The organism is Acinetobacter sp. ANC 5054 (assembly GCF_002135295.1).
GTDB lineage: Bacteria > Pseudomonadota > Gammaproteobacteria > Pseudomonadales > Moraxellaceae > Acinetobacter.
Map to the genome: position 1 here is coordinate 171,651 of NZ_NEGG01000001.1, position 25,467 is coordinate 197,117.

Consider the following 25,467-nt stretch of genomic DNA (forward strand, 5'->3'; position numbering starts at 1 on the left):
TTATTAAAGTAAAGTGCGCGAGTTCAGCGAATGGCAAAAATTTTGGTTACGTTTTTAAAAAGTAACATAACGAGCTCCTCCCAAAGAATGTTCCAGCAGTAAGATTCCATTGCAAAGAATAAAAACTGCATTTCAAAAAATGGCTTAAAGGATTTCTGCTTGAAACTCGAACCTATCGACCCACAGGAATTTACCGACTACGAAGCTTACTCCGAAAAAAAGCGGACACGCTCGGAACGCTTCCTCGATAAAATAAAACCCCGCTCTGCAGCAATGCGCACAACCATTTTGGTTCTGTTCGTGGTTTTCTTCAGCCTGTTTATGTCCTTATGGTTCTTTTGGCGCACCCTTTACTTGCCTGAAATTCAGCAGCATGCCCGTTATCTCGCAACAGAACTTGAAATCATCAACAATCCCGATTTACGTATTTTCCATAATAATGCTGAAGTGGACGTCGATGACTGGATGCGTAACCGTGTTGGCATTGAATACGTCACCAATCCCAAAGAATTCCCTAATGTCAAAGACAAAGTGATTGCAGAATTTTTTACCAACCAAATCGAGAAAAAACTGGCTAAGGAAATGCGCATTGACAATGCCACCGTGTATTTCCAATTTAAGCCCGACCCACGTATTTGGATTCAAACCCCAGAAATGAATGGTAACTGGGTACGTGAACCCCTCAAAACCTATGCGAACTACAGCGCAGAATTGATTTTAGGCTGGTTATTGGGGATACCTCTAATTGCCGCAGTGATTATTTTAACGCTAGTTCGTCAGCTCAACCGTCCGTTAAAACGTTTACAAGATGCAGCGAATAGCTATAGTAAACAAGGTACAGCGCCCTATTTAGAAACCAATCATGGACCGCAAGAAATCCGTGAGGTGAACCAAGCCTTCAACCATATGGTCTATACATTGGAACAAACTGAACGTGATCGTCGCATTATGTTAGCGGGTATTTCACACGATTTGCGTACCCCTCTCACGCGGATTCGACTCAGCGCAGAAATGATGCCAGATGATGACTTTTTAAAAGAAGGTTTGATTTACGATGTAGAAGATATGGATGCCATTCTCAATCAGTTCATTTCTTATATGCGTGATGGTTCAGATGAAGTGCCTCAAGACACCGATTTAAATTCTTTGTTACAGGAACTGGTCATTCAATTTAAACCGCTCGATATCCGTTTTGAACCCCAAGACTTACCGATTATCCAAGCCCGCAGTTTGTCACTAAAACGCTTGATTGGTAACTTAATCAATAACTCAAAACGCTATGGTGCTGAACCGATAGAATTATCAACTGAATACGAAGGTGATCATATTTTAATTCGGGTCGCCGATCATGGTGAAGGTATCCCTGAAGATCAAATTGAAGATCTTATGCAGCCCTTTGTTCGCGGTAATGATGCACGGACCATTCAAGGAAGTGGTTTAGGTTTAGCCATCGTTAAAAGGATTGTTGACATACACTCTGGTCAACTTTCAATTCACAATCGAAAAGAAGGTGGGCTAGAAGCGATTATTTCTTTACCACTGCAAAAATTTGAAAATGACGATAATTTAAACAATGGTCCTTTGGAAAAATTGAAACAAAGTTTGACAGAACGCTTTTAACAAGCGTTCAAAAAAGGAACAAACAGTTTTGTTTAAGCTTTAATCGTTGTATTTTTTTACATTACAAATCAATTGATTAAAAATCATAAAAATATCTTATACCCACATTTTCTCAAAAAATTAGACCTTAGCCTAACAGGTATGCAAAATGGCTTTTTTGATCGGTACAATCCGTATCAGTTATTAGGAATTTCACGAGAGTATAAGATGTCTTTAGATCGCATCCGTTTAGCGTCACTTCACGATAAAGTTATCAGCGCTAAACAAGCTGCTGAATTTATCAAAGATGGTATGACTGTAGGCATGAGTGGCTTTACCCGCGCAGGTGAAGCAAAAGCAGTGCCTTTAGCATTAGTTGAACAAGCGCAAGCGAACCCGTTGAAAATTACGTTAATCACAGGTGCGTCTCTAGGCAATGACTTAGACAAAAAATTGACTGAAGCAGGTGTTCTTGCTCGTCGTTTACCGTTCCAAGTAGACAACACTTTACGTAAAGCCATCAACAAAGGCGAAGTCATGTTCATCGATCAGCATTTGTCTGAAACAGTTGAACAAATGCGTAACCTTCAGCTTAAAAAGCCTGATGTTGCAATCATTGAAGCTGTTGCAATCACTGAAGATGGTGGCATCATCCCAACAACTTCTGTAGGTAACTCTGCAAGCTTCGCGATTTTTGCTGAAAAAGTTATTGTAGAAATCAACACGAACTTAAGCCCTGCTTTTGAAGGCTTACACGACATCTACATCCCAACATATCGTCCAACACGTCAAGCAATTCCATTGACTCATGTGGACGAGCGTATTGGTACACATGCGATTAACATCGATCCTTCAAAAATTGTGGGTATCGTAATCAACAATGAATTACATGACTCACCATCAACTGTAACTGCACCAGATGATGAGACTCAAGGTATTGCAAACCACTTGATCGCTTTCTTTGAAAAAGAAGTGGAAGAAGGTCGTTTACCGAAAAATCTTGGTCCATTACAAGCTGGTATCGGTTCAATTGCAAACGCAGTTTTGACTGGTCTTAAAGATTCTAACTTTGAAGACTTGATCATGTACTCTGAAGTACTTCAAGACTGTACTTTCGAATTGATCGACGCTGGCAAAATGAAATTTGCTTCAGGTTCATCAATTACACTTTCTGCTAAATATGGCGAAAAAGTATTTAACAACCTTGAAGCGTACAAAGACAAATTGGTTCTTCGTCCACAAGAAATTTCAAACCACCCTGAACTTGTACGTCGTTTAGGTATTATTGGTATCAACACAGCACTTGAGTTTGATATCTACGGTAACGTGAACTCAACTCACGTTTGTGGTACCAAAATGATGAACGGTATTGGTGGTTCAGGTGACTTCGCACGTAATGCGCACTTGGCAATCTTCGTGACCAAATCAATTGCGAAAGGCGGCGACATTTCTTCTGTTGTTCCATTCGCTTCTCACATTGACCATGCTGAACACGACGTTGACATCCTTGTAACTGAACAAGGTCTTGCTGACTTACGTGGTCTTGCACCGCGTGAACGTGCTCGCGCTGTCATCGACAACTGTGCTCACCCAAGCTACCGTGATGCATTGAACGATTACTTCGATCGTGCATGTGCAAAAGGTGGTCAAACGCCTCACCTACTTCGTGAAGCATTGTCTTGGCACGTTAACTTCGAAGAGAACGGCCACATGTTGGTTGCTCAACCAGAAGCTAAAACTGCTTAATTGACAGTTCGATAAAAGACGCTCTTCGGAGCGTTTTTTTATGCCTTTTATTTTTCGCCATGGCTTATCAAGTCTTTCAAACTCGATTAATCTAAATTGGTCAAAATAAATTCAAAATTAAAATTATGTTTTTCATTCGACCTTATCTTGAGTTAGATTTAGATGATGTGATTGCGCTTTGGGAACTATGTAATCTCACACGACCTTGGAACAATCCTGAAATTGATATCTTTCGTAAATTGGCTCAGCGCGATCAACTCTTTTTATTGGCTGTCAAAGATGATCAATTGATAGCGACGGTGATGGGTGGCTATGATGGACACCGAGGTTGGGTCAATTATCTGGCCGTACATCCACATTTTCAACGTAATGGCGTCGCCACTGCTCTCATTCAGCAACTAGAAAAACGGTTAATTGCACTTGGTTGCCCTAAGCTTCAGTTACTGATTCGTCAAGACAATATTGATGTACAAAATTTTTATGAGCAATTGGGCTATGAAGAAATTGACGTGATTTGCATGGGAAAACGACTCATCTCAGATTAGTTACTGAATCTAAAAATTAAAATGGAACACCCAACCTAATATCCATACATTGAAATGGATTGAAAAAAAATTCAGTGCAAAGGGTTTGCATTCATCGACTTTAAATTTTAGGATTTGCCCCCATACAATTTAACAGAACTTAGAAAAGAGATTTCCCATGCGTGTAGATATCTGGTCAGACGTCGTTTGCCCTTTTTGTTATATTGCAAAAAAACGCCTTGAAGCGGCAGCTGAAGAATCAGGTGTAGAGCTTGAAGTGTTTTGGCACAGCTACCAGTTAGATGCAGATGCACCAGCCCGCTTAGAGATTTCAAATACTGAGCGTTTGGCGCAAAAATATGGTCGTAGCCTTGCAGAAGTAGAAGAAATGCAGCGCAATATTGCAGACATGGCAAAGGCGGAAGGCATTGACTTTAACTGGGAAAAAGCCAATTCAGGCAATACCTTCAATGCTCACCGCTTAATTCATCTTGCACAAAGCAAAGGTTTGGGGAATGAAGCCAAAGAAGCATTCTTCTACAGCTATATGACTCAAGGTCTAGCAATTGGTGAACGTGAAACCCTAGAAGATGTGGCTTCACGTATTGGTTTAAATCCAGTTGAAGTTGATGACCTACTCGACTCTGATGAATATGCTGACTTTGTGAAATATGATGAAGAAGTTGCCCGTGAACAGCTTAAAGTCACTGGCGTGCCTTTCTTCGTATTTGAACAGCGTATTGCCTTAGCAGGTGCGCAGCCAAAAGAAGTGTTTAAACAAGTCATAGATAAAGCGGCTGAATTACCTGAAATTGCACCGACTCCAGTGTGTAATGATGAAAGCTGCGAAACACCAGAAAAATAATTGTTTGATCTGCTAGATTCGATTCAAATATAAAAAATCCCCAACCTTGGGGATTTTTTATTACAGTTCTAAATCAATTTAGTCCACTAAAAAGCTAATTTTTAAATTGACACGATACTCCGAAATCTTATTATCTTTAATCACCACTTTTTGTTCGTTAATCCATGCACCTTGGACATTCTTAACGGTTTCAGTCACTTTATTAATCCCTGATTGGATTGCATCTTCAAAACTTTTCGAACTGCTTGCATTTACTTCAACAACTTTAGCTACCGACATTTTAATAATCCTCATTGTTATGTTTTTGAGCATTTATCATACGATCAAGTTAAATTAATTGGTTATTTTTTAAACATTTCAACAGCAAATCATTACATGCCTGCCACAGGTTTTAAGTCCTTAATAACTGCTTACAAACAAATACCTTGTTTTAACATGCCTTAAATATAAGAACTAAGATTAGTGGTCTAGGCTAGGAACTGAACTTTTTATCCTGATCAGGAGTTATGCAATGACCAATGAAAATCAAGCAGCATACGACGAATCTAACCTAGGAAACAGCGCCGAAAATCCAACCTCTGATACGAAGTCTACTGCCAGCTGTTGCGCAGGAAAATCACGCTTTTCACCGACAGTGAAAGGTGCCCTGATTGGCGCTGTTGCAGGTAGCGTCTTGCCAGTTTTTGGAACCATTAGTGGTGCCATTATTGGTGGTATTGCTGGAAAAATTTATGAGAAAAAGTGTGTGAAACACTAATACATCAATCCTATAATTGCGAGTGAAGAAGGAGCTTCACTCAGCGCAAAAAACTTAGAGTATTAACTCTAACAACATGTTTTATATAAATTAAAATTAATACCGTTTATCTTTGATTGCCGATTCGATCATTTTTAATTGATTATTTTTTGATATTATTTTCACATAAATTCAAGTGATTAATTTTCTCCCTGACGCGGTTTATACGCGTCAAACATGATCAAATAGGAATACAAAATGAACGCAATTAAATACGCGATGGCTGCTGCTGTAATGGTACTTTCTGCTAATGTTTCTGCACAAATTGTTTATGTACCCGATTTCCCTGTGAAAAAAGCAGTTGCAACTGAAACTGCCAATGCTGACAGCAAAGCACCTGCTGCTGAAGAGTCAACTGAAGCTACACCTTCAACTGAGAAAAAAGCATAATTTTTAGCTGATTTTTCATTTAAAAGCCGACTGTCGATACAGTCGGTTTTTTATTGCGTGATATTTCAATGTCACTTGAATCTATTAAAAATAACTAAAACAACACCCACATTTTGCCTCCCCATTATTTCGCCATCGTTTACGTTGCTCACTATTTTTAAATAAGCCCATACAAGGATTGGAATTCCTGATGATTTTTCTCGTATTATTTTTAAACAAAATGCGCTATATTTGTCATAAATGACACTTTTTTAGTAGAAGCTGACATTTATTTCCATGTTTTTTTTAATGAAATGCCTATAATCAAAATACATATTCGTCTTCATTATTTGTTTTTTACAGTCGACCTATGCATGAACTTCAGGCACTTATACAAGGAAAAATTTCTGCTCAAGTGATCGATATTGATCACTTGATCGAACTCGCTCATCGCTATAAAGACCCCAATTCAGCCGAATATAAATTAGTTGAACTTGCAACCAATATAGTACTCGCTAAGTATTTAGAAAAAGCTCAAAAAGTTCTTTAGGAACATGTGCAAATGAATCTACAAGAAAAAACACAGCTAATAAAAGAAATATATGTCCTGACGCATCAACTTGAACATCGGACCATGAGTCTGTATGAAACTGCACGTTCTAAAAAACGTATACATGAAATATTTGCCTTGTGTGATGAGCCAATTTTTCAAAAGCAATTACTTGAATATAAGGCGCTGACAGAACCAACCATTGCTGCTCAGCAGTTTGCCAAACAAACTCCATTTTCAAGAACCTTCCGAGGCTATTTCCAAAACAGTGATGCTTTAGAGGATGGTTTGTATCAACATCCTGAGATGGGCTGGGCTTTTTTACACCAAGCGAGTCATTGGCAAATTTGGATGATTCCTGCGCCGAGTCGCACAGCGCTGATCAGTGAATGGGGGAAATTTGCGGATTGTTATGATTGGCTGCTTAAACAGCAACAGTTATATCAATGTTTAGAAACCGACCAAGAATATCAACAACGTATTACTAAACAGAACCAGACCTGTATAAATAAGCGCTTAGGTCAGAAATTAGAGACATTACACACTGATAATCAAACTCAGGTTCAAGTTCATAGCATCAACATGCAGGAACACACAAATACTCAAGTTTCAGATCAAGTCTCAGACTGCATTCAAAGCCTAAATCTTCCTTCGGCTGAGCAAAATAGCGACGAGAAGCTAGAGAGCACTAATTGCTCTTTAACATCATCACTGTCGATGCAAGAAATCTCTGAACAGGTAGTGGCTGAATCTCATCATGCTCAAACCCATGTACCGAATATAGACAGTATCCAAATCGGTCAGTTCACGGCGAACGTGCAGCAGATTCCGCTTCTGAAGCCAGACTCTGTAGTATTGTTTGAACTACGGATACATGAGCAACCAGAAATCAATCTACACATTGATTTGCTCATACACGCGACTACGCTTGAGCATTGGGATGAACGTCCCGTATATGTGGCCGAACAAATCAATGTTGAAGGCAAGTTCATCAAATATCTGATGTTACTGGGTGCAGAAAGCCAAATGGAAGCCATTCGACTTGCACAACTATTTACCCAGCAACACCAACATGATGTGGCCTCAATCAAAACCCTGAGTATCACATTGATGTCTCAAATTTTGTTCAAGCCGCATGAGCTTTATCAACATTATCAACTGGCTGAGAATATTTGGCACAAAACTGACTATTTCCCCTTTATTCCAGCAACCCTACTGCATACACAAAAATTTATTCAATTCGAAGAGCCTGAAGCGCAATTCAGTACCCCAATTTTATTATTAAAAGAACGCCAAAAACTTCGTCTAATCCATGGTGATCAACGCATTGCCTTATCTCGGACTGAACAAGCTTACCCCTACCTAATCCTTAGCCGTCAACAGGGATTAAATTGGCGAACAATTCAAACCGTGATCAATCAATTACCGCAACCCATCGATGTGCAACAGCTCTATCAAGCACTAAAACTGTATATTGAAGATTAATTGCAGTTATTTTGTAGCTTAACTTGTTTTTATGTTCAAATTTTACAAAACTACAGGAAAAGGAAATTCCACTGGGGCAAATGATATGCAAAAACAACAACATTTTGTTCAGACTTTACTTTTTTCCGTATCGCTTAGCTTGATGTATCAAATTTCTTCGGCTGCTGAAACGATTGAGACGACTCCGCCCACGGTAGATCAGCCTTCAAATCAAGCTGAAAATATATCGAGCGAATACACGCCAAAACAATATGATCTTTTAGACTATATTCCACGCTGGATTGATGCCAGCCCAACATTTCTACCAGGGCAATCTGACCGTCCCATTGTCCCAACTACGGAACAAACAGAAAATAATAGTTGGACCGATAAACAACAAAAGAAAGTCAGAAATTGGACAGATCGAACAGCAATCAAAATGAATAATTGGTTTGGTGAAAGCCAGCCAGATAAACCAGCAAATGCAACATTAAGGGTCATCTTAGACAATAGCTGGGATAAACATGAAGGATACGAAATTAAGCCGCGTATTCGAGGAAAAATAAAATTACCGACTTTAGAAAAAAAATTGAGTGTCGTTTTTGGTGATGATTCTTTAGATAATGAGCTGGATAATAACACTGCAATTTCTAATGAAAACCCTGCTGGGCGTACAGATAAGCATTATGACAATAAGCAAACCCGTGACGATAACAGCTCCCTCGCCTTACGCTGGTCTGAAATTTCAGATCGTCTCCCTTTTGAAACAGATATCGATCTCGGTTTACGTTCGGGCGATGATTTATATGTACGTTTAAAAGCCTCAAGAGAATGGCAATTGGACAATGATTTTAATTTTGTTGCTGAACAAATCTATCGCTATGGTATTGATAGCGAAAACTATTTAAGAACAAATTTAGAACTGACCCATTCACGTGAAGGTCAGCCGTTTATTTCGAATCAATTCAATCTGACCTATGCAGATGAACAAGTTGATGATTTGAAATGGGACAACTACAGTTATCGTCAGCACCAGTTTTTTAAAGGCAATCGCTTTAACTATGGACTTTATACTGGTGGTTATTATGATGACAGCAAACTTCGCTTAAATAGTTGGGGGCCTTATGTTTCGTGGCGCCAACCCTTCCTACGCGAATGGTTCTATATTCAAGGTGATCTCAATTATCTGAACAATGACCGCGAAGATAAGAGCCACTATGTTGGTGCACTGCTACGACTCGAAGCACTGTTCTAATCCACGCCTTAACATTTCCAGTTTTAATCAGTCTATAAAAAAGCCTCCCTTAGAAGGCTTTTTAAATTTTACTTATTTCAACAATAAGCTATTGATACGTTTAATGTATTGCGCAGGATCTTCAGGTAATCCTCCTTCAGCAATCAGTGCTTGATCGAAGATCACATTGGCTAAATCATCAAATTGCGCTGAACCTTCTAACTTTTGCACCAATGGATGTGATGGGTTAATTTCCAATACAGGTTTCGACTCAGGTACTGCTTGCCCTGCTTGTTTCAGCATACGCACCAACTGTGGCGATAACTCACCTTCTGCAACCACGAGACACGCTGGTGAATCTACAAGGCGCGTGGTGACACGTACTTCAGATGTCTTCGCCTTTAAAGCATCCGACAATTTTTCCACGACAGGTTTAAATTGCTCAGTGGCTTCTTCAAGCGCTTTTTTCTCTTCAGCATCTTGTAAATCACCTAAATCAACAGCACCTTTAGAGACGTTTTGCAATGGTGTACCATCGAATTCAAAGACAAATTCCATCGCCCATTCATCGACACGTTCAGTCATCAATAAAACGTCAATGCCTTTCTTTTTAAAGAGTTCAAGTTGCGGCGAATTTTTTGCAGCATTTAAACTATCCGCTGTCACATAATAAATGGCTTTTTGCCCTTCTTTCATTTGGGCTTTATAGTCAGCAAATGACGTTTTTACCTCATCACTTCCAGCAGTCGCAAAACGTAATAATTTTAAAATACGTTCGCGATTCGCCAGATCTTCGCCCAAACCTTCTTTTAACACTGAGCCAAATTCAGTGTAGAAGGTTTGAAATTTCTCTTGATCTGCTGCATCTTCGGATTTTGCCAAGCCGTCTAATACCGTCAAAATACGACGTGCATTACCTTCACGAATGGTTTTAACATCACGACTTTCTTGTAGCAGCTCACGGCTCACGTTCAGTGGTAAATCAGCACTATCAACCACACCTTGCACAAAGCGTAAGTAATTTGGAATCAGGTTATCTGCATCATCCATAATGAATACACGTTTCACATAAAGCTTAATGCCCGCCTTTGCTTCACGAGTAAAAATATTGCTCGGTGCACGTGATGGGATATACAGTAATTGCGTGTATTCAGTGCTGCCTTCTACGCGGTTATGTGCCCATGCCAATGGGGCCTCATAGTCATGGCTCAGATTCTTATAAAATTCGCAATATTGCTCATCGCTAATTTCATTCTTATTGCGCGTCCACAAAGCACTCGCTGAGTTAATGGCTTCCCATTCATCCGTCAGCACATATTGACCGGGTTTAGCTTCTTCACCTTCAGCTACTTCTTCTTGTTGCCAAACTTCTTTCGGCATTTCAATTGGCAAGCTAATATGGTCTGAATATTTATTGATGATCTGCTTTACTTTGTTACGATCTAAATAGTCCAATGCATCTTCACGTAAATGCAAAATAATCTCTGTTCCACGTGAAGCCTTATGGATTTGCTCGACATCAAACTCACCTGTGCCTTGACTAACCCAGCGCACACCTTCCTCTGCCTCTGTGCCTGCACGACGTGATTCAACGGTAATTTTTTCAGCAACAATGAAGCCAGAATAAAAACCGACACCAAACTGACCAATTAATTGCGCATCAGACTTTTGATCGCCTGTCAGTTTCGACATAAAGTCTTTGGTTCCTGACTTGGCTATCGTCCCCAAATGCTCAATAGCTTCTTGCTGATTCATACCAATACCATTGTCAGAAATGGTGATGGTTTTATTGGTTTTGTCGAGACAAATTCGAACATGTAGCTCAGGGTCATTTTCATAATATTCAGGATGATTAATCCCTTCAAAACGTAGTTTATCGCAGGCATCAGAAGCGTTCGACACCAACTCACGTAAGAAAATTTCAGGATTTGAATATAATGAATGTGTGACTAAATGTAGTAATTGAGCCACTTCGGCTTGGAAGCTATGTTTTTGAGAATTTTGTTCGCTCATTCGTCTCTCCGTTCATATTGCTTTTAAAAGTTTATTGCATATATGAATGGAGGGACTTTGTTTTTTTTCAATAGGCTTAAATCAAATTTGGCCATGAAAATATACTTTGCACAGCACTGAGCTTAGAACGGGCCTTGCTTATAGACACGGTCCATATACAGATCTAATTTTTGCTGTCGCATTTTATAAACATCTTGTAGACAACTCACATTATCTCTACATTGGTCACGTAAACTTAACCATTGCACTTGCTGATCCTGAATCGCACCACGCGTTCCCATAGGTACCAAATGACGAATGATGTTGTAGGTCGTCGCCATCTTCACATCTGCATCGTTTATAGCTCTGTTATTGCAAATCGCATGTTCCGTGACTGTTTTAGCTTTATTACAATCATAACTGGCAGCCTGTACAGAAAACGTCGCATAAGCACCACAGATAACCAGCGCACATTGAATCAATTTTTTCATTCTGATACGTCCTACTGCAAAAAGTGAGAATAACCTTAAGATTCATCATTCTAATGTATTCAAGCTTCAACCTTTAACTCAATCCAAACGCGTTAGCATTGCGTAATTTTTTGCAAAAAAAACCCTGCCAAATGGCAGGGTCTAAGCACAATTCTTAACCTTAGAATTTGTAGCTATAACCGATGGTGTACACCATTGGGTCGATGTCTAGGTCAAATTTACCACCACCTAACTCATCAATTAGAGTCACTTCAGGGCTTAATTGAGCATAACGAGCATCGAAATAAACACCCCAGTTTTTCGCATCAGCTGGTTGATAATTAAAACCGAGTTGACCTGCAAAACCAAAATCTTCTTTTACATTTTTAGCAGCGCCACTTTCATCCCAAGCAACAAATGCCGTACCACCTACACCAATATACGGTGTAAAACGTGTTGAATTTTTAAAGTTATATTTTGCCGTAATTGTTGGTGGAAGGTGCTTAATTTTAGCCGCCTTGCCGCCATCCAGTAATACGTCATGACCAATTGGCGTTGCTAATAACAATTCAGCAGAAATATTGTCATTAAAGAAATATTCAACCGATGGTGTAAATGCTAGCTCATCATCCGCTTTAACTGTACCTAAAGCAGTTTCAGTATCACCTGTAGGAGAAATAACAGAACCACCAACTTTTACCTGCCATTCACCAGCCATTGCTGAAGCAGACATCCCCAATAATGCAATAAGAGCAGCTTGTTTTAACATTTTAAAGCAACCTTTCAGAATGAATAATTAATATTAAACATTAGTATTAATATTATGCAACACCCGTTATTAAACTAATTTTTACATTATTTATAATACATTGTTTTATATTGTTATTTATTTTAAACCAAGCCAGCAAGTTGGTTTTATAATTTCAAAAAATATTATTAAATTATTAAAATAAATTCCAACCATTTTAATCCGATTTAATCATTATATTTTATTTTAAACCAACCAAAACCATCAGATTAATAATAAAAAAGGCGATTATAAAATCGCCTTTTTAAAATTTTTAATTTACTTAAAGAACCATCACAGCAATCCAGCCAAAGATTAACAGCGGAATATTGAAGTGAATAAATGTCGGTACAACAGTATCCCAAATATGATCATGTTGACCGTCAACTCCCAAACCTGCTGTAGGTCCTAATGTCGAGTCTGAAGCAGGCGAACCAGCATCACCCAATGCAGCGGCTGTACCAATCATCGCTACAGTCGCCAATGGTGAGAAACCGAACTGCACGCACAATGGTATATAAATCACCGCGAGTACAGGTACACTTGAGAAGGAAGAACCAATCCCAATGGTCACAAATAGCCCTGTAAAGAGCATTAGGAATGCAGCAAGTGCTTTATTACCACCAATAATCTCTACGATACCATTCACTAAATTATTGATGTCCCCTGTCGCAGTCAGCACAGATGCAAAACCTTCGGCAGAAATCATGATAAAGCCAACCAAAGCCATAATGCGCATCCCTTGAACAAAGATGTCATCTGCTTCACGCCATTTGAAAATTCCTGCTGCAGATAAAATAGCAAAGCCCACTAATCCACCCAGCATCATTGATTCTGAGAAGCGTTGTACCAAGAAGGTTAAAACTACCGCTAAAATAGCCATGATCATGGTCATTTTAGAAATACTAGGTGCTTTTGACGCCTCAACTTTCAGATCTTCTGCGTCATCTTCTAAATTTTGCTGATTGGCACGAAGCGGTTTATCTAAATCAATCGTGGTCACTGCTTTAACACTTCGATCTTGATACTGACGAGGCTTACGATAACTAATAAACACCGCAACCAAGGCTCCAATCACCATACCAAGTACAGAAATGGCCATGCCCGCAGGCATCATCCAACGTTCAACTTGTAAGCCATATTCAGCGCCAATTTTGTTGATATTTCCCATCAAAATTTGTTCAAGGAAAATCGCACCAAACCCTGAAGGGATAAAGATATAGGTACCCACCAAGCCGAGTGTCAATACACATGCTGCTGCACGTCGATCTAGATTTAAATGATTCATCACTTTGAGTAACGGCGGAATCAAAACTGGAATAAATGCAATGTGCACCGGAATCACATTTTGCGAACAAATCGCAGCAATCAACAAAATACTAAATAACAAATATTTAACTTTGTTGGCTTGAACATGACTAACTTCCTTACCCAAAATGCCAATTAATTTATGCGCTAATAAATCAGGAAGTCCAGACTTAGAAAGAGCCAAGGCAAAAGCTCCCAAAATTGCATAGGTCAATGCAACTTCAGCACCTTTACCCAGACCATCATTAAAAGCAGAAACAGTATCTGGAAGGCTTAACCCTGCCACCAAACCACCAACGATTGCTGAAATTACTAATGTAAAGACAACGGAAACACGTGCCAGTGACAAAATAAACATCACTAGAATCGCAATGACGACAGCATTCATGAATTAGATTATAGGAAAAAGAAAAACAGCATTTTAGCAGATTAAATTTTCATTAACCGTAAATTCCACAATGCTCTTCTTCTTCTTAAATCATTTAGACATAAGCAATTGTAAATCTAAAGTATTGTATCAACCCATTTTATGAGCAACGCATTAAAAACGTTGAGCAAATGTTCTGATATAGGTTGCAATATTTTCAGGCTGACTCAAAATTGCCCAATGATTCGCTTTAACCTCAACCACGGATAAATCTTCCACCCATTGCGGTAATGCATCAATCAACTCAGGGCTCACAAAATTATCGTATTTCAATACAATGGCTTGGACTGGACAAATTGCATGTCGTTTACGCGGGCGAGTTAAGCTTGAAATAAAATTAGCACGGTACAAACCCACACCATTTTTCCCATCATGTTGAATATTGGCATTTAAAGGCAGATTCGGAGTTCGTTCCAATTCAGTGACCACTTTGCCCCATCGTTCAGGATTAAAGAAATGCCATGCCGTCGGCGCTAAAAATGGCAATTGGAAAACTGCGATATACCAAGACTTGCTGATTTGTTTAAAAAATTTAGCCTTTCGCTGTTTGAATTGATCGCGTAGCCAAAATGCCGCATGATCTAAACAGGGTCCCGATATCGTGGAATATGACAAAATTTTTGATCTAAATTTTGGCTCAGTCACAGATTCCCAAGATTGAATTGACCCCCAGTCATGCGCTGCAAGATGAAATGGTCGATCCCCCAATACCGCTTGTGTCACACTGTCCAAATCTTGTGACAGTTGCGCTAAACGATAGTCACGTACTTTGCGAGGGACTGAGGACTGCCCTGCGCCACGCACATCGTAAGTCACGATATAAAAATCAGCGATAAGCTGCTGAATAACAGGTTCCCAAACTTCCTGATTATCTGGATAGCCGTGCACCAAAACTAAAGCAGGTTTGCTCGAATCCCCCCACAATTTTACAAACAGTCGCTGTTGGTCTGTGGTATTGACCCACTGAGTGCTGAAATCCATTTTATAGTCCTTATTTGATGAATTATCGTATTGGCGATTTATTTTTGATCATGGGCAATGTGATCAATGCCACATTTTTTAAACTGCTTTAGTATGCAAAGTACAGCACAAAAAAAAATTGACCATGATGAGCATAATCCAGAAAATAATGACAATTCCAATTGTCTCGAAATATTTACTCAATCACTATGCCCCATATAAAGGTGCGGGTATTGCAATTGATAAAATTGATTTAGAAAACTACCACATTCGCGTCAAAATGCCCTTAACGCGTAAAAATCAAAATATTGTCGGTGTACATTTTGGTGGAAGTTTATATTCGATGGTTGATCCATTTTATATGCTGCTGTTGATGCATCATCTTGGTTCACGCTATATCGTGTGGGATAAAGCCGCCACTATTCAATTTCTTGCACCCGGTCGTGGCACCGTATACGCAAACATTCAACTGGATCTGAATGAAATCCAACACATAAAAACTTTAGTTGCAAATCATGCTCCAATTTTAAGAAATTATACGCTAAACGTTTTTGATGAGGCCGGCGTTCGCATTGCTGAAGAAATCCAGAAAACTTTATATATCCGATTAAAACAGCCACGCCCGCGCAAATAAAAAGGCGCTAATGAATTAGCGCCTTTTTATTGAAAAATTCAGAGTGATTATCGGTTTTGCTCAATAGCAGCACCAGCACCGCCACCAATTGCACCACCAATGGCAGCACCACTATTTCCACCAAAGATACTTTTACCCACGGCAGAACCAATCGCACCACCAACACCACTATATGTTGCGTTACGGTTTGAACCATGTTGGGTCTTACTACCGACTGCCGCACCTGCACCACCACCAACTGCGGCGCCAACACCACCACCAACATTATTACCGACACCACCACCAATCGCACCACCGAGTGCAGCAGCACCAATACGTTGTTCATTCGGTGACATACTTTCACAACCGGCAAGCATCATGGTCGACATTGTCGCAACTGCGAGTACGCACATTACTTTTTTCATTGTGATGATCCTTGTCTTCTTCAGTTACATTTAGTCTAAATCTATTCTATGAAACAAATAGACAGAGCTTGTTACGTCTGTAGGCAGAAATGCTGCATTTTGTAAAATACGGTTCAAGGCATTAAGTTGGTTTATTCAGGATGTTCATCCAAAATCATTAGATCTTTAGTCGTTTCACCATTTTCAGTTAAAACTGCATGTGACAATTTAGCTTTGGTTTCTGGATCTGTTGCCTGATCTAGCTTTAGCGTGCGTTTAATCGGTTCCTGCCCTTTCTTAAACTCCATCCCTTCGGCATCAATATTGGTATTTTGACGAATAATCTGACCGTCCTGCTTCACCGTTGTCTTGGTCTCAATTTTAGAAGTTGGCACGATGACACCACCACGTTGTAACACGGGTATAGATAATTTTTTTTCAGAAAACTCACTTTGATGATCTGAAAGTTCAATTTCGCGCGCCACAATATCTTGCCCGTTATTGGTCATCTCTAATACTGTCGCTGTGACATGACGTACAGGCTCTTGACCCGCAACCCGTCGAATAACTTCTGTTTTCAGTACTGGTACAACCGCTTTATCTTGTACAACAATACTATTTGGCATGGGTGCAGCTATCGCTGTAACCGATGTCAATACAGCAGAAACCGCTAATAATTTTTGAGTGATTTTCATGAAGTTCCCCAGTCGTTTAAATTTATAAATCAATAAATTTTTAATGTTCTATTTTAACTATAGGAAATAAAACAATATTAGGAAAGCTTTAATTTTCAAATAATCAACATAAAAAAAGCCACCCGAAGGTGGCTTTTTCTAAATCATTTAAGGGCTAATTAAAGACCGTTAAACTCATCACTGAATGCTTGACTTAAAGCTTGGTCAACATCAGAGAAATCATTGTGAAGCTCAAGTTCTGCAGCTTCTGATTCTTGACGACGACGCTCTAAGTGGTAAGCCAAACCTGTACCCGCTGGGATCAGACGACCTACAACTACGTTCTCTTTCAGACCGCGTAATTCATCTTCTTTACCTGTTACAGCAGCTTCAGTTAACACACGAGTTGTTTCCTGGAACGATGCAGCAGAAATGAACGAGTCAGTAGAAAGCGATGCTTTCGTGATACCCATCAATTGACGTTCAAACTTCGCTGGGAACTTGTTCTGAGCTGCCACAGCTTGGTTTTCTTGAACAACGCGGATGTATTCCACTTGTTCGCCTTTGATGAAGCTTGTATCACCACCGTCAGTGATTTCAACTTTACGCAACATTTGACGTACGATAACTTCAATGTGCTTGTCGTTGATTTTTACACCTTGGAGACGGTATACGTCTTGAACTTCGTTCACGATGTAGTTTGTAAGCGCAACTTCGCCTTTCAAACGCAAGATGTCGTGTGGATTTTGCGGACCATCAGAAATGGTTTCACCACGGTTCACATGTTCGCCTTCGAACACGTTAATGGTACGCCATTTCGGAATTAACTCTTCGTAGATCTCAGAGCCATCATCCGGAGTAATCACAAGACGGTTCTTACCTTTGGTCTCTTTACCGAAGCTTACGATACCTGAAATTTCAGCAAGGATCGCATGCTCTTTCGGTTTACGTGCTTCGAACAAGTCAGCTACGCGTGGAAGACCACCGGTAATATCACGAGTACGTGAAGATTCTTGTGGTACACGACCGATTACGTCACCGACACCGATTGTTTCGCCATCGCGAACAGTCAGAATCGTATTTTGTGGCAAGAAGTAGAACTGTTCGCCGCCATCAGTCGTATCCAATACAACTGCAGGACGCATATCTTTACCTGACGCAGGACGTGAAGTCACTGGTAAGATTTCAATTGTCGTCATACCTGTTGCATCATCAGTTTTCGAAGTCACAGTTACGCCATCAGCGATTTGGCTGAAACGTACTTTACCAGCAACTTCTGTTACCAATGGATGTGTATGTGGATCCCAAGTCGCTACAATACCGCCTGCATCGATAGTTTCACCATCTTTAAGCAAGATTGATGCACCGTAAGGGATTTTGTAACGTTCGCGCTCACGACCGATGTCATCTGCAATACCGATTTCACCTGAACGAGAAGTCGATACCAAATGGCCTTTCGCATGCTGTACAGTTTTCACATTATGGAAACGTACAGTACCTTTATTACGTACTTGTACACTGTTCGCAGCAGAAGTTCGGCTTGCAGCACCACCCACGTGGAATGTACGCATTGTTAACTGTGTACCTGGCTCACCAATTGATTGAGCAGCCATTACACCGACAGATTCACCGGGGTTCACCAAATGACCGCGAGCAAGGTCACGACCATAACATTTCGCACATACACCGAAAGTAGAAGCACAGTTTACAACTGAACGTACTTTCACTTCATCGACACCGCTATCTTCTAGGAAGTTAGCAAGTTTCTCGTCGATCAATGTGTTACGTGGAAGAACAACGTCATCCGAACCTGGTTTCTTCGCATCTTCAGCAAGTACACGACCCAATACTCGAGCACCAAGGTTTTCGATGACATCGCCACCTTGAATGAACGGCGTCATTACAAGACCGTCTAAAGTACCGCAATCTGGCTCAGTAATTACTAAGTCTTGCGCAACGTCTACAAGACGACGAGTCAAGTAACCAGAGTTCGCAGTTTTCAATGCAGTATCGGCCAAACCTTTACGTGCACCGTGTGTTGAAATGAAGTACTGAAGTACTGTCAAACCTTCACGGAAGTTTGCTTTAATTGGCGTTTCAATGATCGAACCATCTGGTTTCGCCATCAAACCACGCATACCAGCAAGCTGACGAATCTGAGCTGCCGAACCACGGGCACCAGAGTCAGACATCATGTAGATTGAGTTGAATGATTTTTGTTTCTCATCTTCACCCTGTTTATTTTTAACAGTTGTGAATGACAAGTTATCCATCATTGCTTTCGCTACTTGGTCGTTTGTACGCGCCCAAATATCGACAACTTTGTTATAACGTTCGCCGGCAGTTACGAAACCTTGCTCGAATTGTTGTTCAATTTCACGAACTTCAACTTCTGCTTTTTCGATAATTGCTTGTTTTTGTGGCGGAATCAACATGTCTTCCATACCAACAGACACACCAGAGTGAGTCGCTTGACGGAAGCCCAAGTACATCAATTGGTCAGCAAAGATTACAGTATCTTTTAGACCTAATTTACGGTAGCAAGAGTTGATCAATTTAGAGATGTTCTTTTTAGTCATCTCAACGTTGATTTGTTGGAAATCCATACCTTCAGGTACAACTTCCCAAAGTAAACAACGACCTGGTGTTGTGTCTACAACAATTGTTTGTTGTTCACGGTTACCATTTTCGTCGATCACAGTTTGGTGTACACGTGCTTTAACGCGAGCGTGTAAATCAACTTGACCTGTTGCAAGTGCACGGTTTACTTCGTCAGTATCCGCAAACACCATGCCTTCACCTTTGGCATTGATCGCATCACGAGTGATGTAATACAAGCCCAAGACAACGTCCTGAGAAGGTACGATGATTGGCTCACCATTCGCAGGAGACAAGATGTTGTTGGTTGACATCATTAACGCACGAGCTTCTAACTGAGCTTCAAGTGTTAATGGTACGTGTACCGCCATTTGGTCACCATCGAAGTCGGCGTTGAACGCAGCACATACGAGTGGGTGAAGACGGATCGCCTTACCTTCAATTAGAGTCGGTTCAAATGCTTGAAGACCCAAACGGTGAAGTGTTGGCGCACGGTTCAACATCACTGGATGTTGACGAATCACGTGAGCAAGTACGTCCCAAACTTCTGGAGTTTCACGCTCAACCATTTTCTTCGCAGCTTTAATGGTTGTTGCTTGGCCAGACGCTTGTAGTTTTGCGAAAATGAATGGTTTGAATAATTCAAGTGCCATTTTTTTCGGAAGACCACATTGGTGTAGACGTAATGTAGGACCTACAGTAATTACCGAACGACCCGAGTAGTCAACACGCTTACCAAGTAAGTTTTGACGGAAACGACCTTGTTTACCTTTGATCATGTCAGCCAAAGATTTCAATGGACGTTTGTTCGAGCCAGTAATTGCGCGACCACGACGACCGTTATCCAACAATGCATCGACAGATTCTTGCAACATACGTTTTTCGTTACGTACGATGATGTCTGGCGCCGCAAGGTCAAGAAGACGTTTCAAACGGTTGTTACGGTTAATCACACGACGGTAAAGATCGTTCAAGTCAGAAGTCGCGAAACGACCACCTTCAAGAGGAACCAACGGACGAAGATCAGGTGGAAGTACTGGAAGTACATTCATCACCATCCATTCTGGTTTGTTGTTTGACTCTTTGAATGCTTCCATCAATTTCAGACGTTTAGATGCTTTTTTAAGCTTCGTTTCTGAAGTTGTATTCGGAATCTCTTCACGTAGACGTGAAATTTCAGCTTCAAGATCGATGTCTTTCAACAAGTCTTGAACTGCTTCTGCACCCATTTTCGCAGTGAATTCATCACCGTGTTCTTCCAACGCAGTGAAGTATTCTTCATCGTTTAGAAGTTGGTATTTCTCAAGTGGAGTCATACCAGGGTCAGTTACAACGTATGATTCGAAATACAATACACGTTCGATATCACGTAAAGTCATGTCTAAAAGTAGACCGATACGGCTAGGAAGTGATTTTAAGAACCAAATGTGTGCAACTGGAGAAGCAAGGTCGATGTGACCCATACGCTCACGACGTACTTTTGCAGTTGTTACTTCAACGCCACATTTTTCACAAATGACGCCTTTGTATTTCATACGCTTGTATTTACCACACAAGCATTCGTAATCTTTTACTGGACCAAAAATTTTGGCACAGAATAAACCATCACGTTCAGGCTTGAACGTACGATAGTTAATTGTCTCTGGCTTTTTAACTTCACCGTGAGACCATGACTTAATCATTTCTGGTGACGCAAGACCAATACGGATGCGATCAAACTCTACTGGAGCATGACCGTCTGAATCCGTCTTTTTGCGCATGATATCGAGCAAGTCTTTCAATTTTTTTCTCCGTGTGTTGTGGAGATTTTCACTTCACAACTGGGTCACAAATATTGTTTTTTAACTGAGTAATCCCCCTCAATCCCGCCTGATTTAAGCGGGAAACTCCCCTTGAATAAAGAGGAGTAAATCCCCCCCTTTACAAAGGGGGTTGGGGGGATTGAATGGTTACTTAGTCACCATTTTTCAGTTCAATGTTGATACCTAAAGAACGGATCTCTTTGGTCAATACGTTGAACGATTCTGGCATACCTGGATCCATATAATGGTTACCATCTACAATGTTTTTGTAGATACGGGTACGACCTTCAACGTCATCCGATTTCACAGTAAGCATTTCTTGAAGAGTATATGCTGCACCGTATGCTTCAAGTGCCCATACTTCCATCTCACCGAAACGCTGACCACCGAATTGTGCTTTACCACCAAGCGGTTGTTGAGTTACTAGAGAGTAAGAACCAGTAGAACGCGCATGCATCTTGTCGTCAACTAAGTGGTTCAGTTTCAACATGTACATGTAACCTACAGTTACTGGACGGTCAAAACGCTCACCGGTACGGCCATCGTACAATACTGTTTGACCAGTACGTGAAATGTTCGCAAGCTCAAGTAATTCTTTGATTTGACCTTCTTCAGCACCATCAAATACTGGTGTTGCCAAAGGCACACCCTTACGAAGGTTACCTGAAAGCACCAAGATTTCTTCATCAGTTAAGCTATCAAGATCTTCTTGTTCGCCACCGACTTTGTTGTAAATCTTGTCTAAGAATTCACGTAACTCAAAAATAGTACGCTGTTCTTTCATCATCTTGTCGATTTGATCGCCAAGACCTTTTGCAGCCATACCCAAGTGAGTTTCAAGAATCTGACCCACGTTCATACGTGACGGTACACCCAGTGGGTTAAGTACCACGTCAACTGGAACACCGTTTGCATCGTGTGGCATGTCTTCTACAGGCAAGATGTTTGATACAACACCTTTGTTACCGTGACGACCCGCCATTTTATCACCCGGTTGGATGCGACGTTTTACTGCAAGATAAACTTTAACAACTTTCAATACGCCAGTTGTTAGTTCGTCACCAGTAGAAAGTTTGCGTTTTTTCTCTGCAAATTTCTCGTCAATTTCTTGGCTCTTCTCTTTCAAGAATACTTGAATTTGAGTTAAACGTTCAGCAATCGCTTCGTCTACAGGTTGGATTTCAAGAAGTTCAACCAACTCTAGACCAGACAATAACTCTTCAGTTAATTTGTCACCGCGTTTTGTTGTACCGCCACCGTTAGATTCTTGACCTTTCAATAGGCGAACAATACGTTCACGTGCTGCTTCTTCGAAGATTTTGTATTCTTCTTTCAAGTCTTTACGGTAAGCATCAAGTTGAGCTTTCTCAATTGCTTGAGCACGTTCGTCTTTTTCAAGACCGTCACGCGTAAATACTTGAACGTCAATTACTGTACCTTTTACAGATGAAGATACACGTAATGAAGAGTCTTTTACGTCAGCCGCTTTTTCACCGAAGATTGCGCGAAGCAATTTTTCTTCAGGTGTTAACTGCGTTTCACCTTTAGGCGTTACTTTACCTACAAGGATATCACCCGCTGTTACTTCAGCACCGATGTAAACGATACCTGATTCATCCAGCTTAGAAAGCGCAGCTTCACCCACATTCGGGATATCAGCAGTGATTTCTTCTGCACCCAATTTAGTATCACGTGCAACACATGAAAGCTCTTGGATATGGATCGAAGTCAAGCGATCTTCTTGAAGAACGCGCTCTGATAATAAAATCGAGTCTTCGTAGTTGTAACCGTTCCAAGTCATGAACGCTACACGCATGTTTTGACCTAATGCTAATTCACCACCATCTGTCGATGGACCATCAGCAAGAACGTCACCACGTGCAACTTTGTCACCTAAACGTACAACAACGTTTTGGTTAATACATGTATTTTGGTTCGAACGTGTATATTTGATCAGGTTGTAAATATCTACACCTGCTTCACCTGCGATCATCTCTTCTTCGTTTACACGAATAACAACACGAGAAGCATCAACAAACTCAATACGACCACCACGTTTCGCAAGCACACATACACCCGAGTCATGCGCTACGTTTGCTTCCATACCTGTACCAACAAGCGGTTTGTCAGCACGAAGTGTAGGAACAGCCTGACGCTGCATGTTTGAACCCATCAATGCACGGTTGGCATCATCGTGTTCAAGGAACGGAATAAGTGATGCCGCTACAGATACAACCTGCTGAGCAGATACATCCATATGCGTTACTTTTTCTGGTGGAATACGTACAAATTCACCTTGATGACGAACAGATACGAACTCTTCAGTTAAGTTACCGTCTTTATCGATACCAGAATCGGCCTGTGCAATCACAGTACCCACTTCTTCAATCGCAGATAGGTATTCAACATCGTCAGTTACACGACCATCAACAACTTTACGGTATGGAGTTTCCAAGAAACCGAAGTTATTACATTTCGCATAAACAGAAAGCGAGTTGATCAAACCAATGTTTGGACCTTCAGGTGTTTCAATTGGACAAACACGACCGTAGTGAGTTTGATGTACGTCACGTACTTCGAAGCCTGCACGTTCACGCGTCAAACCACCGGGACCGAGTGCTGAAACACGACGTTTGTGTGTAATTTCAGACAACGGGTTGTTTTGGTCCATGAACTGAGATAACTGGCTTGAACCAAAGAATTCTTTGATTGCAGCAGCAACTGGTTTCGCATTGATTAAATCTTGCGGAGACAAGTTATCAGTTTCAGCTTGGCTTAAACGTTCTTTAACAGCACGTTCTACACGAACAAGACCTACACGGAATTGGTTTTCTGTCATTTCACCAACAGAACGAACACGACGGTTACCCAAGTGGTCGATATCGTCGACTTCACCTTTACCGTTACGGATTTCAACCAATGTTTTTAATACATCAGTGATATCTTCGTTCGAAAGAATACCTTCAACTTCACGAGACTTCTGATCTGTACCCACTTCGTATGGACGGCCCAAACGACGGTTGAACTTCATGCGGCCTACAGGAGACAAGTCATAACGTTCAGAAGAGAAGAATAAGTTGTTGAATAAGTTTTCAGCAGCTTCTTTTGTAGGTGGTTCGCCTGGACGCATTACTTTGTAGATTTCTACAAGCGCTTCTTCACGACCAGTCGTGGTATCTGCACGTAGCGAGTCAGCAATGAACGGACCACGGTCGATGTCATTGGTATAAAGTACGTTAAATTGTTTAACGCCACCTTCAGCCAATTTCACCAAAATTTCATGGCTAATTACTGTATTTGCAGCAACAACTTCGCCGTCACGTAAAGTTACATCTTCAGCAACAATACGTTCATATAGGTATTCATCAGGAACTGAAAGTTTTTCAAGACCGCCAGCTTCCATTTGACGCACATGACGCGCGTTGATACGTTTACCTTGTTCAACGATCGTTTTACCATCTGTGCCCACGATATCAAATTGAGCCATTTCACCGCGTAAACGCTCAGGCACAAGGTCAATTTGGTAGCTACCCATGTCAAGATACACAGGAACTTTTTCGTAGAACATATCCAGAATTTGTTCGTTATTATAACCCAATGCACGAAGTACAACGGTCGCAAGTAATTTACGACGACGGTCAATACGAACATAAACAAGATCTTTCGCATCAAATTCGAAGTCCAACCATGAACCACGGTAAGGAATGATACGAGCAGAATAAAGAACTTTACCGCTAGAGTGAGTTTTGCCTTTATCGTGATCAAAGAATACACCAGGCGAACGGTGTAACTGAGAAACGATAACACGCTCAGTACCATTGATGACAAAAGTACCGTTGTCTGTCATAAGTGGCATTTCACCCATGTAGACTTCTTGCTCACGCACATCTTTGATTGTTTTAGTTTCGCGATCTTTGATGATCAAACGAATTTTTACACGCATTGGCGCCGCATAAGTTGAGCCACGAAGAATACATTCGCGAACATCAAACTCAGGTTTACCAAGACTATACTCAACAAATTCTAAAGCAGCATTGCCAGAATAACTTTCAATAGGAAAAACTGAACGAAATGCGGCTTGGAGACCGATATCTTCGCGGTTTTTTGGAGTTTTGCCGTCTTGAAGGAAAGTTCGGTACGAGTCGACTTGAATCGCGAGCAAGTACGGAACATCCATCACCTTGGGCAATTTACCAAAATTCTTACGGATCCGTTTCTTTTCGGTATATGAGTATGCCATCTGGAGTCCTCGGAAAGTAAACCAAGCCCGCCTGCAGAACGAGCT

20 protein-coding genes are annotated in these 25,467 nt (G+C 40.8%); 10 read left to right on the plus strand and 10 right to left on the minus strand.

Annotation, left to right across the window (positions count from 1 at the left end; genetic code table 11):
* The first annotated feature begins 159 nt into the window (after positions 1-159).
* From B9T33_RS00855 to B9T33_RS00870, 4 genes are all read left to right on the plus strand, one after another.
* Complete coding sequence (locus tag B9T33_RS00855; protein ID WP_086177074.1) at positions 160-1,620, plus strand: ATP-binding protein; 1,461 nt, start codon at positions 160-162, stop codon at positions 1,618-1,620.
* 207 nt (positions 1,621-1,827) lie between these two features.
* Positions 1,828-3,345: an acetyl-CoA hydrolase/transferase family protein gene (locus B9T33_RS00860; protein WP_086177075.1), complete on the plus strand. Its 1,518-nt coding sequence runs from the start codon at positions 1,828-1,830 to the stop codon at positions 3,343-3,345.
* Positions 3,346-3,470: 125 nt separating this feature from the next.
* The gene (locus B9T33_RS00865; protein ID WP_086177076.1) at positions 3,471-3,890 is read left to right on the plus strand and encodes a GNAT family acetyltransferase; all 420 of its coding nucleotides are present in this window, start codon (positions 3,471-3,473) and stop codon (positions 3,888-3,890) included.
* A 157-nt stretch (positions 3,891-4,047) separates the two neighbouring features.
* Positions 4,048-4,734 carry a DsbA family oxidoreductase gene (locus B9T33_RS00870; protein ID WP_086177077.1) on the plus strand — a complete coding sequence of 229 codons (687 nt, stop codon included), beginning with the start codon at positions 4,048-4,050 and terminating at the stop codon, positions 4,732-4,734.
* A gap of 78 nt (positions 4,735-4,812) precedes the next feature.
* Here B9T33_RS00870 and B9T33_RS00875 read toward each other — a convergent pair whose 3' ends face one another.
* Positions 4,813-5,013, minus strand: a complete 201-nt coding sequence (locus tag B9T33_RS00875; RefSeq protein ID WP_086177078.1) for a dodecin family protein — start codon at positions 5,011-5,013, stop codon at positions 4,813-4,815.
* Positions 5,014-5,245: 232 nt separating this feature from the next.
* Here B9T33_RS00875 and B9T33_RS00880 point away from each other — a divergent pair, with 232 nt between their 5' ends.
* The 5 genes from B9T33_RS00880 (at position 5,246) to B9T33_RS00900 (ending at position 9,168) form a co-directional block, all read left to right on the plus strand.
* A complete protein-coding gene (locus B9T33_RS00880; protein WP_086177079.1) occupies positions 5,246-5,491 on the plus strand; it encodes a hypothetical protein in 246 nt (81 codons plus the stop codon).
* 237 nt (positions 5,492-5,728) lie between these two features.
* On the plus strand, positions 5,729-5,920 hold the full coding sequence (locus B9T33_RS00885; RefSeq protein WP_086177080.1) for a hypothetical protein: 192 nt from the start codon (positions 5,729-5,731) through the stop codon (positions 5,918-5,920).
* A 349-nt stretch (positions 5,921-6,269) separates the two neighbouring features.
* On the plus strand, positions 6,270-6,449 hold the full coding sequence (locus tag B9T33_RS00890) for a hypothetical protein (RefSeq protein ID WP_086177081.1): 180 nt from the start codon (positions 6,270-6,272) through the stop codon (positions 6,447-6,449).
* Positions 6,450-6,461: 12 nt separating this feature from the next.
* Positions 6,462-7,934: a hypothetical protein gene (locus B9T33_RS00895; protein WP_086177082.1), complete on the plus strand. Its 1,473-nt coding sequence runs from the start codon at positions 6,462-6,464 to the stop codon at positions 7,932-7,934.
* An 85-nt stretch (positions 7,935-8,019) separates the two neighbouring features.
* On the plus strand, positions 8,020-9,168 hold the full coding sequence (locus tag B9T33_RS00900; RefSeq protein ID WP_086177321.1) for a hypothetical protein: 1,149 nt from the start codon (positions 8,020-8,022) through the stop codon (positions 9,166-9,168).
* A gap of 72 nt (positions 9,169-9,240) precedes the next feature.
* Here the strand turns inward: B9T33_RS00900 and htpG are convergent, their stop codons facing one another.
* The 5 genes from htpG to B9T33_RS00925 form a co-directional block, all read right to left on the minus strand.
* On the minus strand, positions 9,241-11,160 hold the full coding sequence (gene htpG / locus B9T33_RS00905; RefSeq protein ID WP_086177083.1) for a molecular chaperone HtpG: 1,920 nt from the start codon (positions 11,158-11,160) through the stop codon (positions 9,241-9,243).
* A 122-nt stretch (positions 11,161-11,282) separates the two neighbouring features.
* Positions 11,283-11,630: a lysozyme inhibitor LprI family protein gene (locus B9T33_RS00910; RefSeq protein WP_086177084.1), complete on the minus strand. Its 348-nt coding sequence runs from the start codon at positions 11,628-11,630 to the stop codon at positions 11,283-11,285.
* A 160-nt stretch (positions 11,631-11,790) separates the two neighbouring features.
* The gene (locus B9T33_RS00915) at positions 11,791-12,378 is read right to left on the minus strand and encodes an OmpW/AlkL family protein (RefSeq protein WP_086177085.1); all 588 of its coding nucleotides are present in this window, start codon (positions 12,376-12,378) and stop codon (positions 11,791-11,793) included.
* Between the two features lie 301 nt (positions 12,379-12,679).
* Entirely contained in the window at positions 12,680-14,092 is a 1,413-nt protein-coding gene (locus B9T33_RS00920) for a Na+/H+ antiporter family protein (protein ID WP_086177086.1), read from the minus strand.
* A 153-nt stretch (positions 14,093-14,245) separates the two neighbouring features.
* Positions 14,246-15,112, minus strand: coding sequence for an alpha/beta fold hydrolase (locus B9T33_RS00925; protein WP_086177087.1), 867 nt, complete (start codon positions 15,110-15,112; stop codon positions 14,246-14,248).
* A gap of 124 nt (positions 15,113-15,236) precedes the next feature.
* On the opposite strand from B9T33_RS00925, the gene B9T33_RS00930 reads away from it, so the two are divergent.
* On the plus strand, positions 15,237-15,725 hold the full coding sequence (locus B9T33_RS00930; protein WP_416202573.1) for a DUF4442 domain-containing protein: 489 nt from the start codon (positions 15,237-15,239) through the stop codon (positions 15,723-15,725).
* A 47-nt stretch (positions 15,726-15,772) separates the two neighbouring features.
* Here B9T33_RS00930 and B9T33_RS00935 read toward each other — a convergent pair whose 3' ends face one another.
* From B9T33_RS00935 to rpoB, 4 genes are all read right to left on the minus strand, one after another.
* Complete coding sequence (locus tag B9T33_RS00935; protein ID WP_086177088.1) at positions 15,773-16,129, minus strand: DNA transfer protein p32; 357 nt, start codon at positions 16,127-16,129, stop codon at positions 15,773-15,775.
* A gap of 131 nt (positions 16,130-16,260) precedes the next feature.
* Positions 16,261-16,803: a hypothetical protein gene (locus tag B9T33_RS00940; protein ID WP_213033184.1), complete on the minus strand. Its 543-nt coding sequence runs from the start codon at positions 16,801-16,803 to the stop codon at positions 16,261-16,263.
* A gap of 158 nt (positions 16,804-16,961) precedes the next feature.
* The gene (rpoC, locus tag B9T33_RS00950; protein ID WP_086177091.1) at positions 16,962-21,161 is read right to left on the minus strand and encodes a DNA-directed RNA polymerase subunit beta'; all 4,200 of its coding nucleotides are present in this window, start codon (positions 21,159-21,161) and stop codon (positions 16,962-16,964) included.
* Positions 21,162-21,333: 172 nt separating this feature from the next.
* The gene (gene rpoB / locus B9T33_RS00955; protein ID WP_086177092.1) at positions 21,334-25,422 is read right to left on the minus strand and encodes a DNA-directed RNA polymerase subunit beta; all 4,089 of its coding nucleotides are present in this window, start codon (positions 25,420-25,422) and stop codon (positions 21,334-21,336) included.
* Between the last annotated feature and the right edge of the window lie 45 nt (positions 25,423-25,467).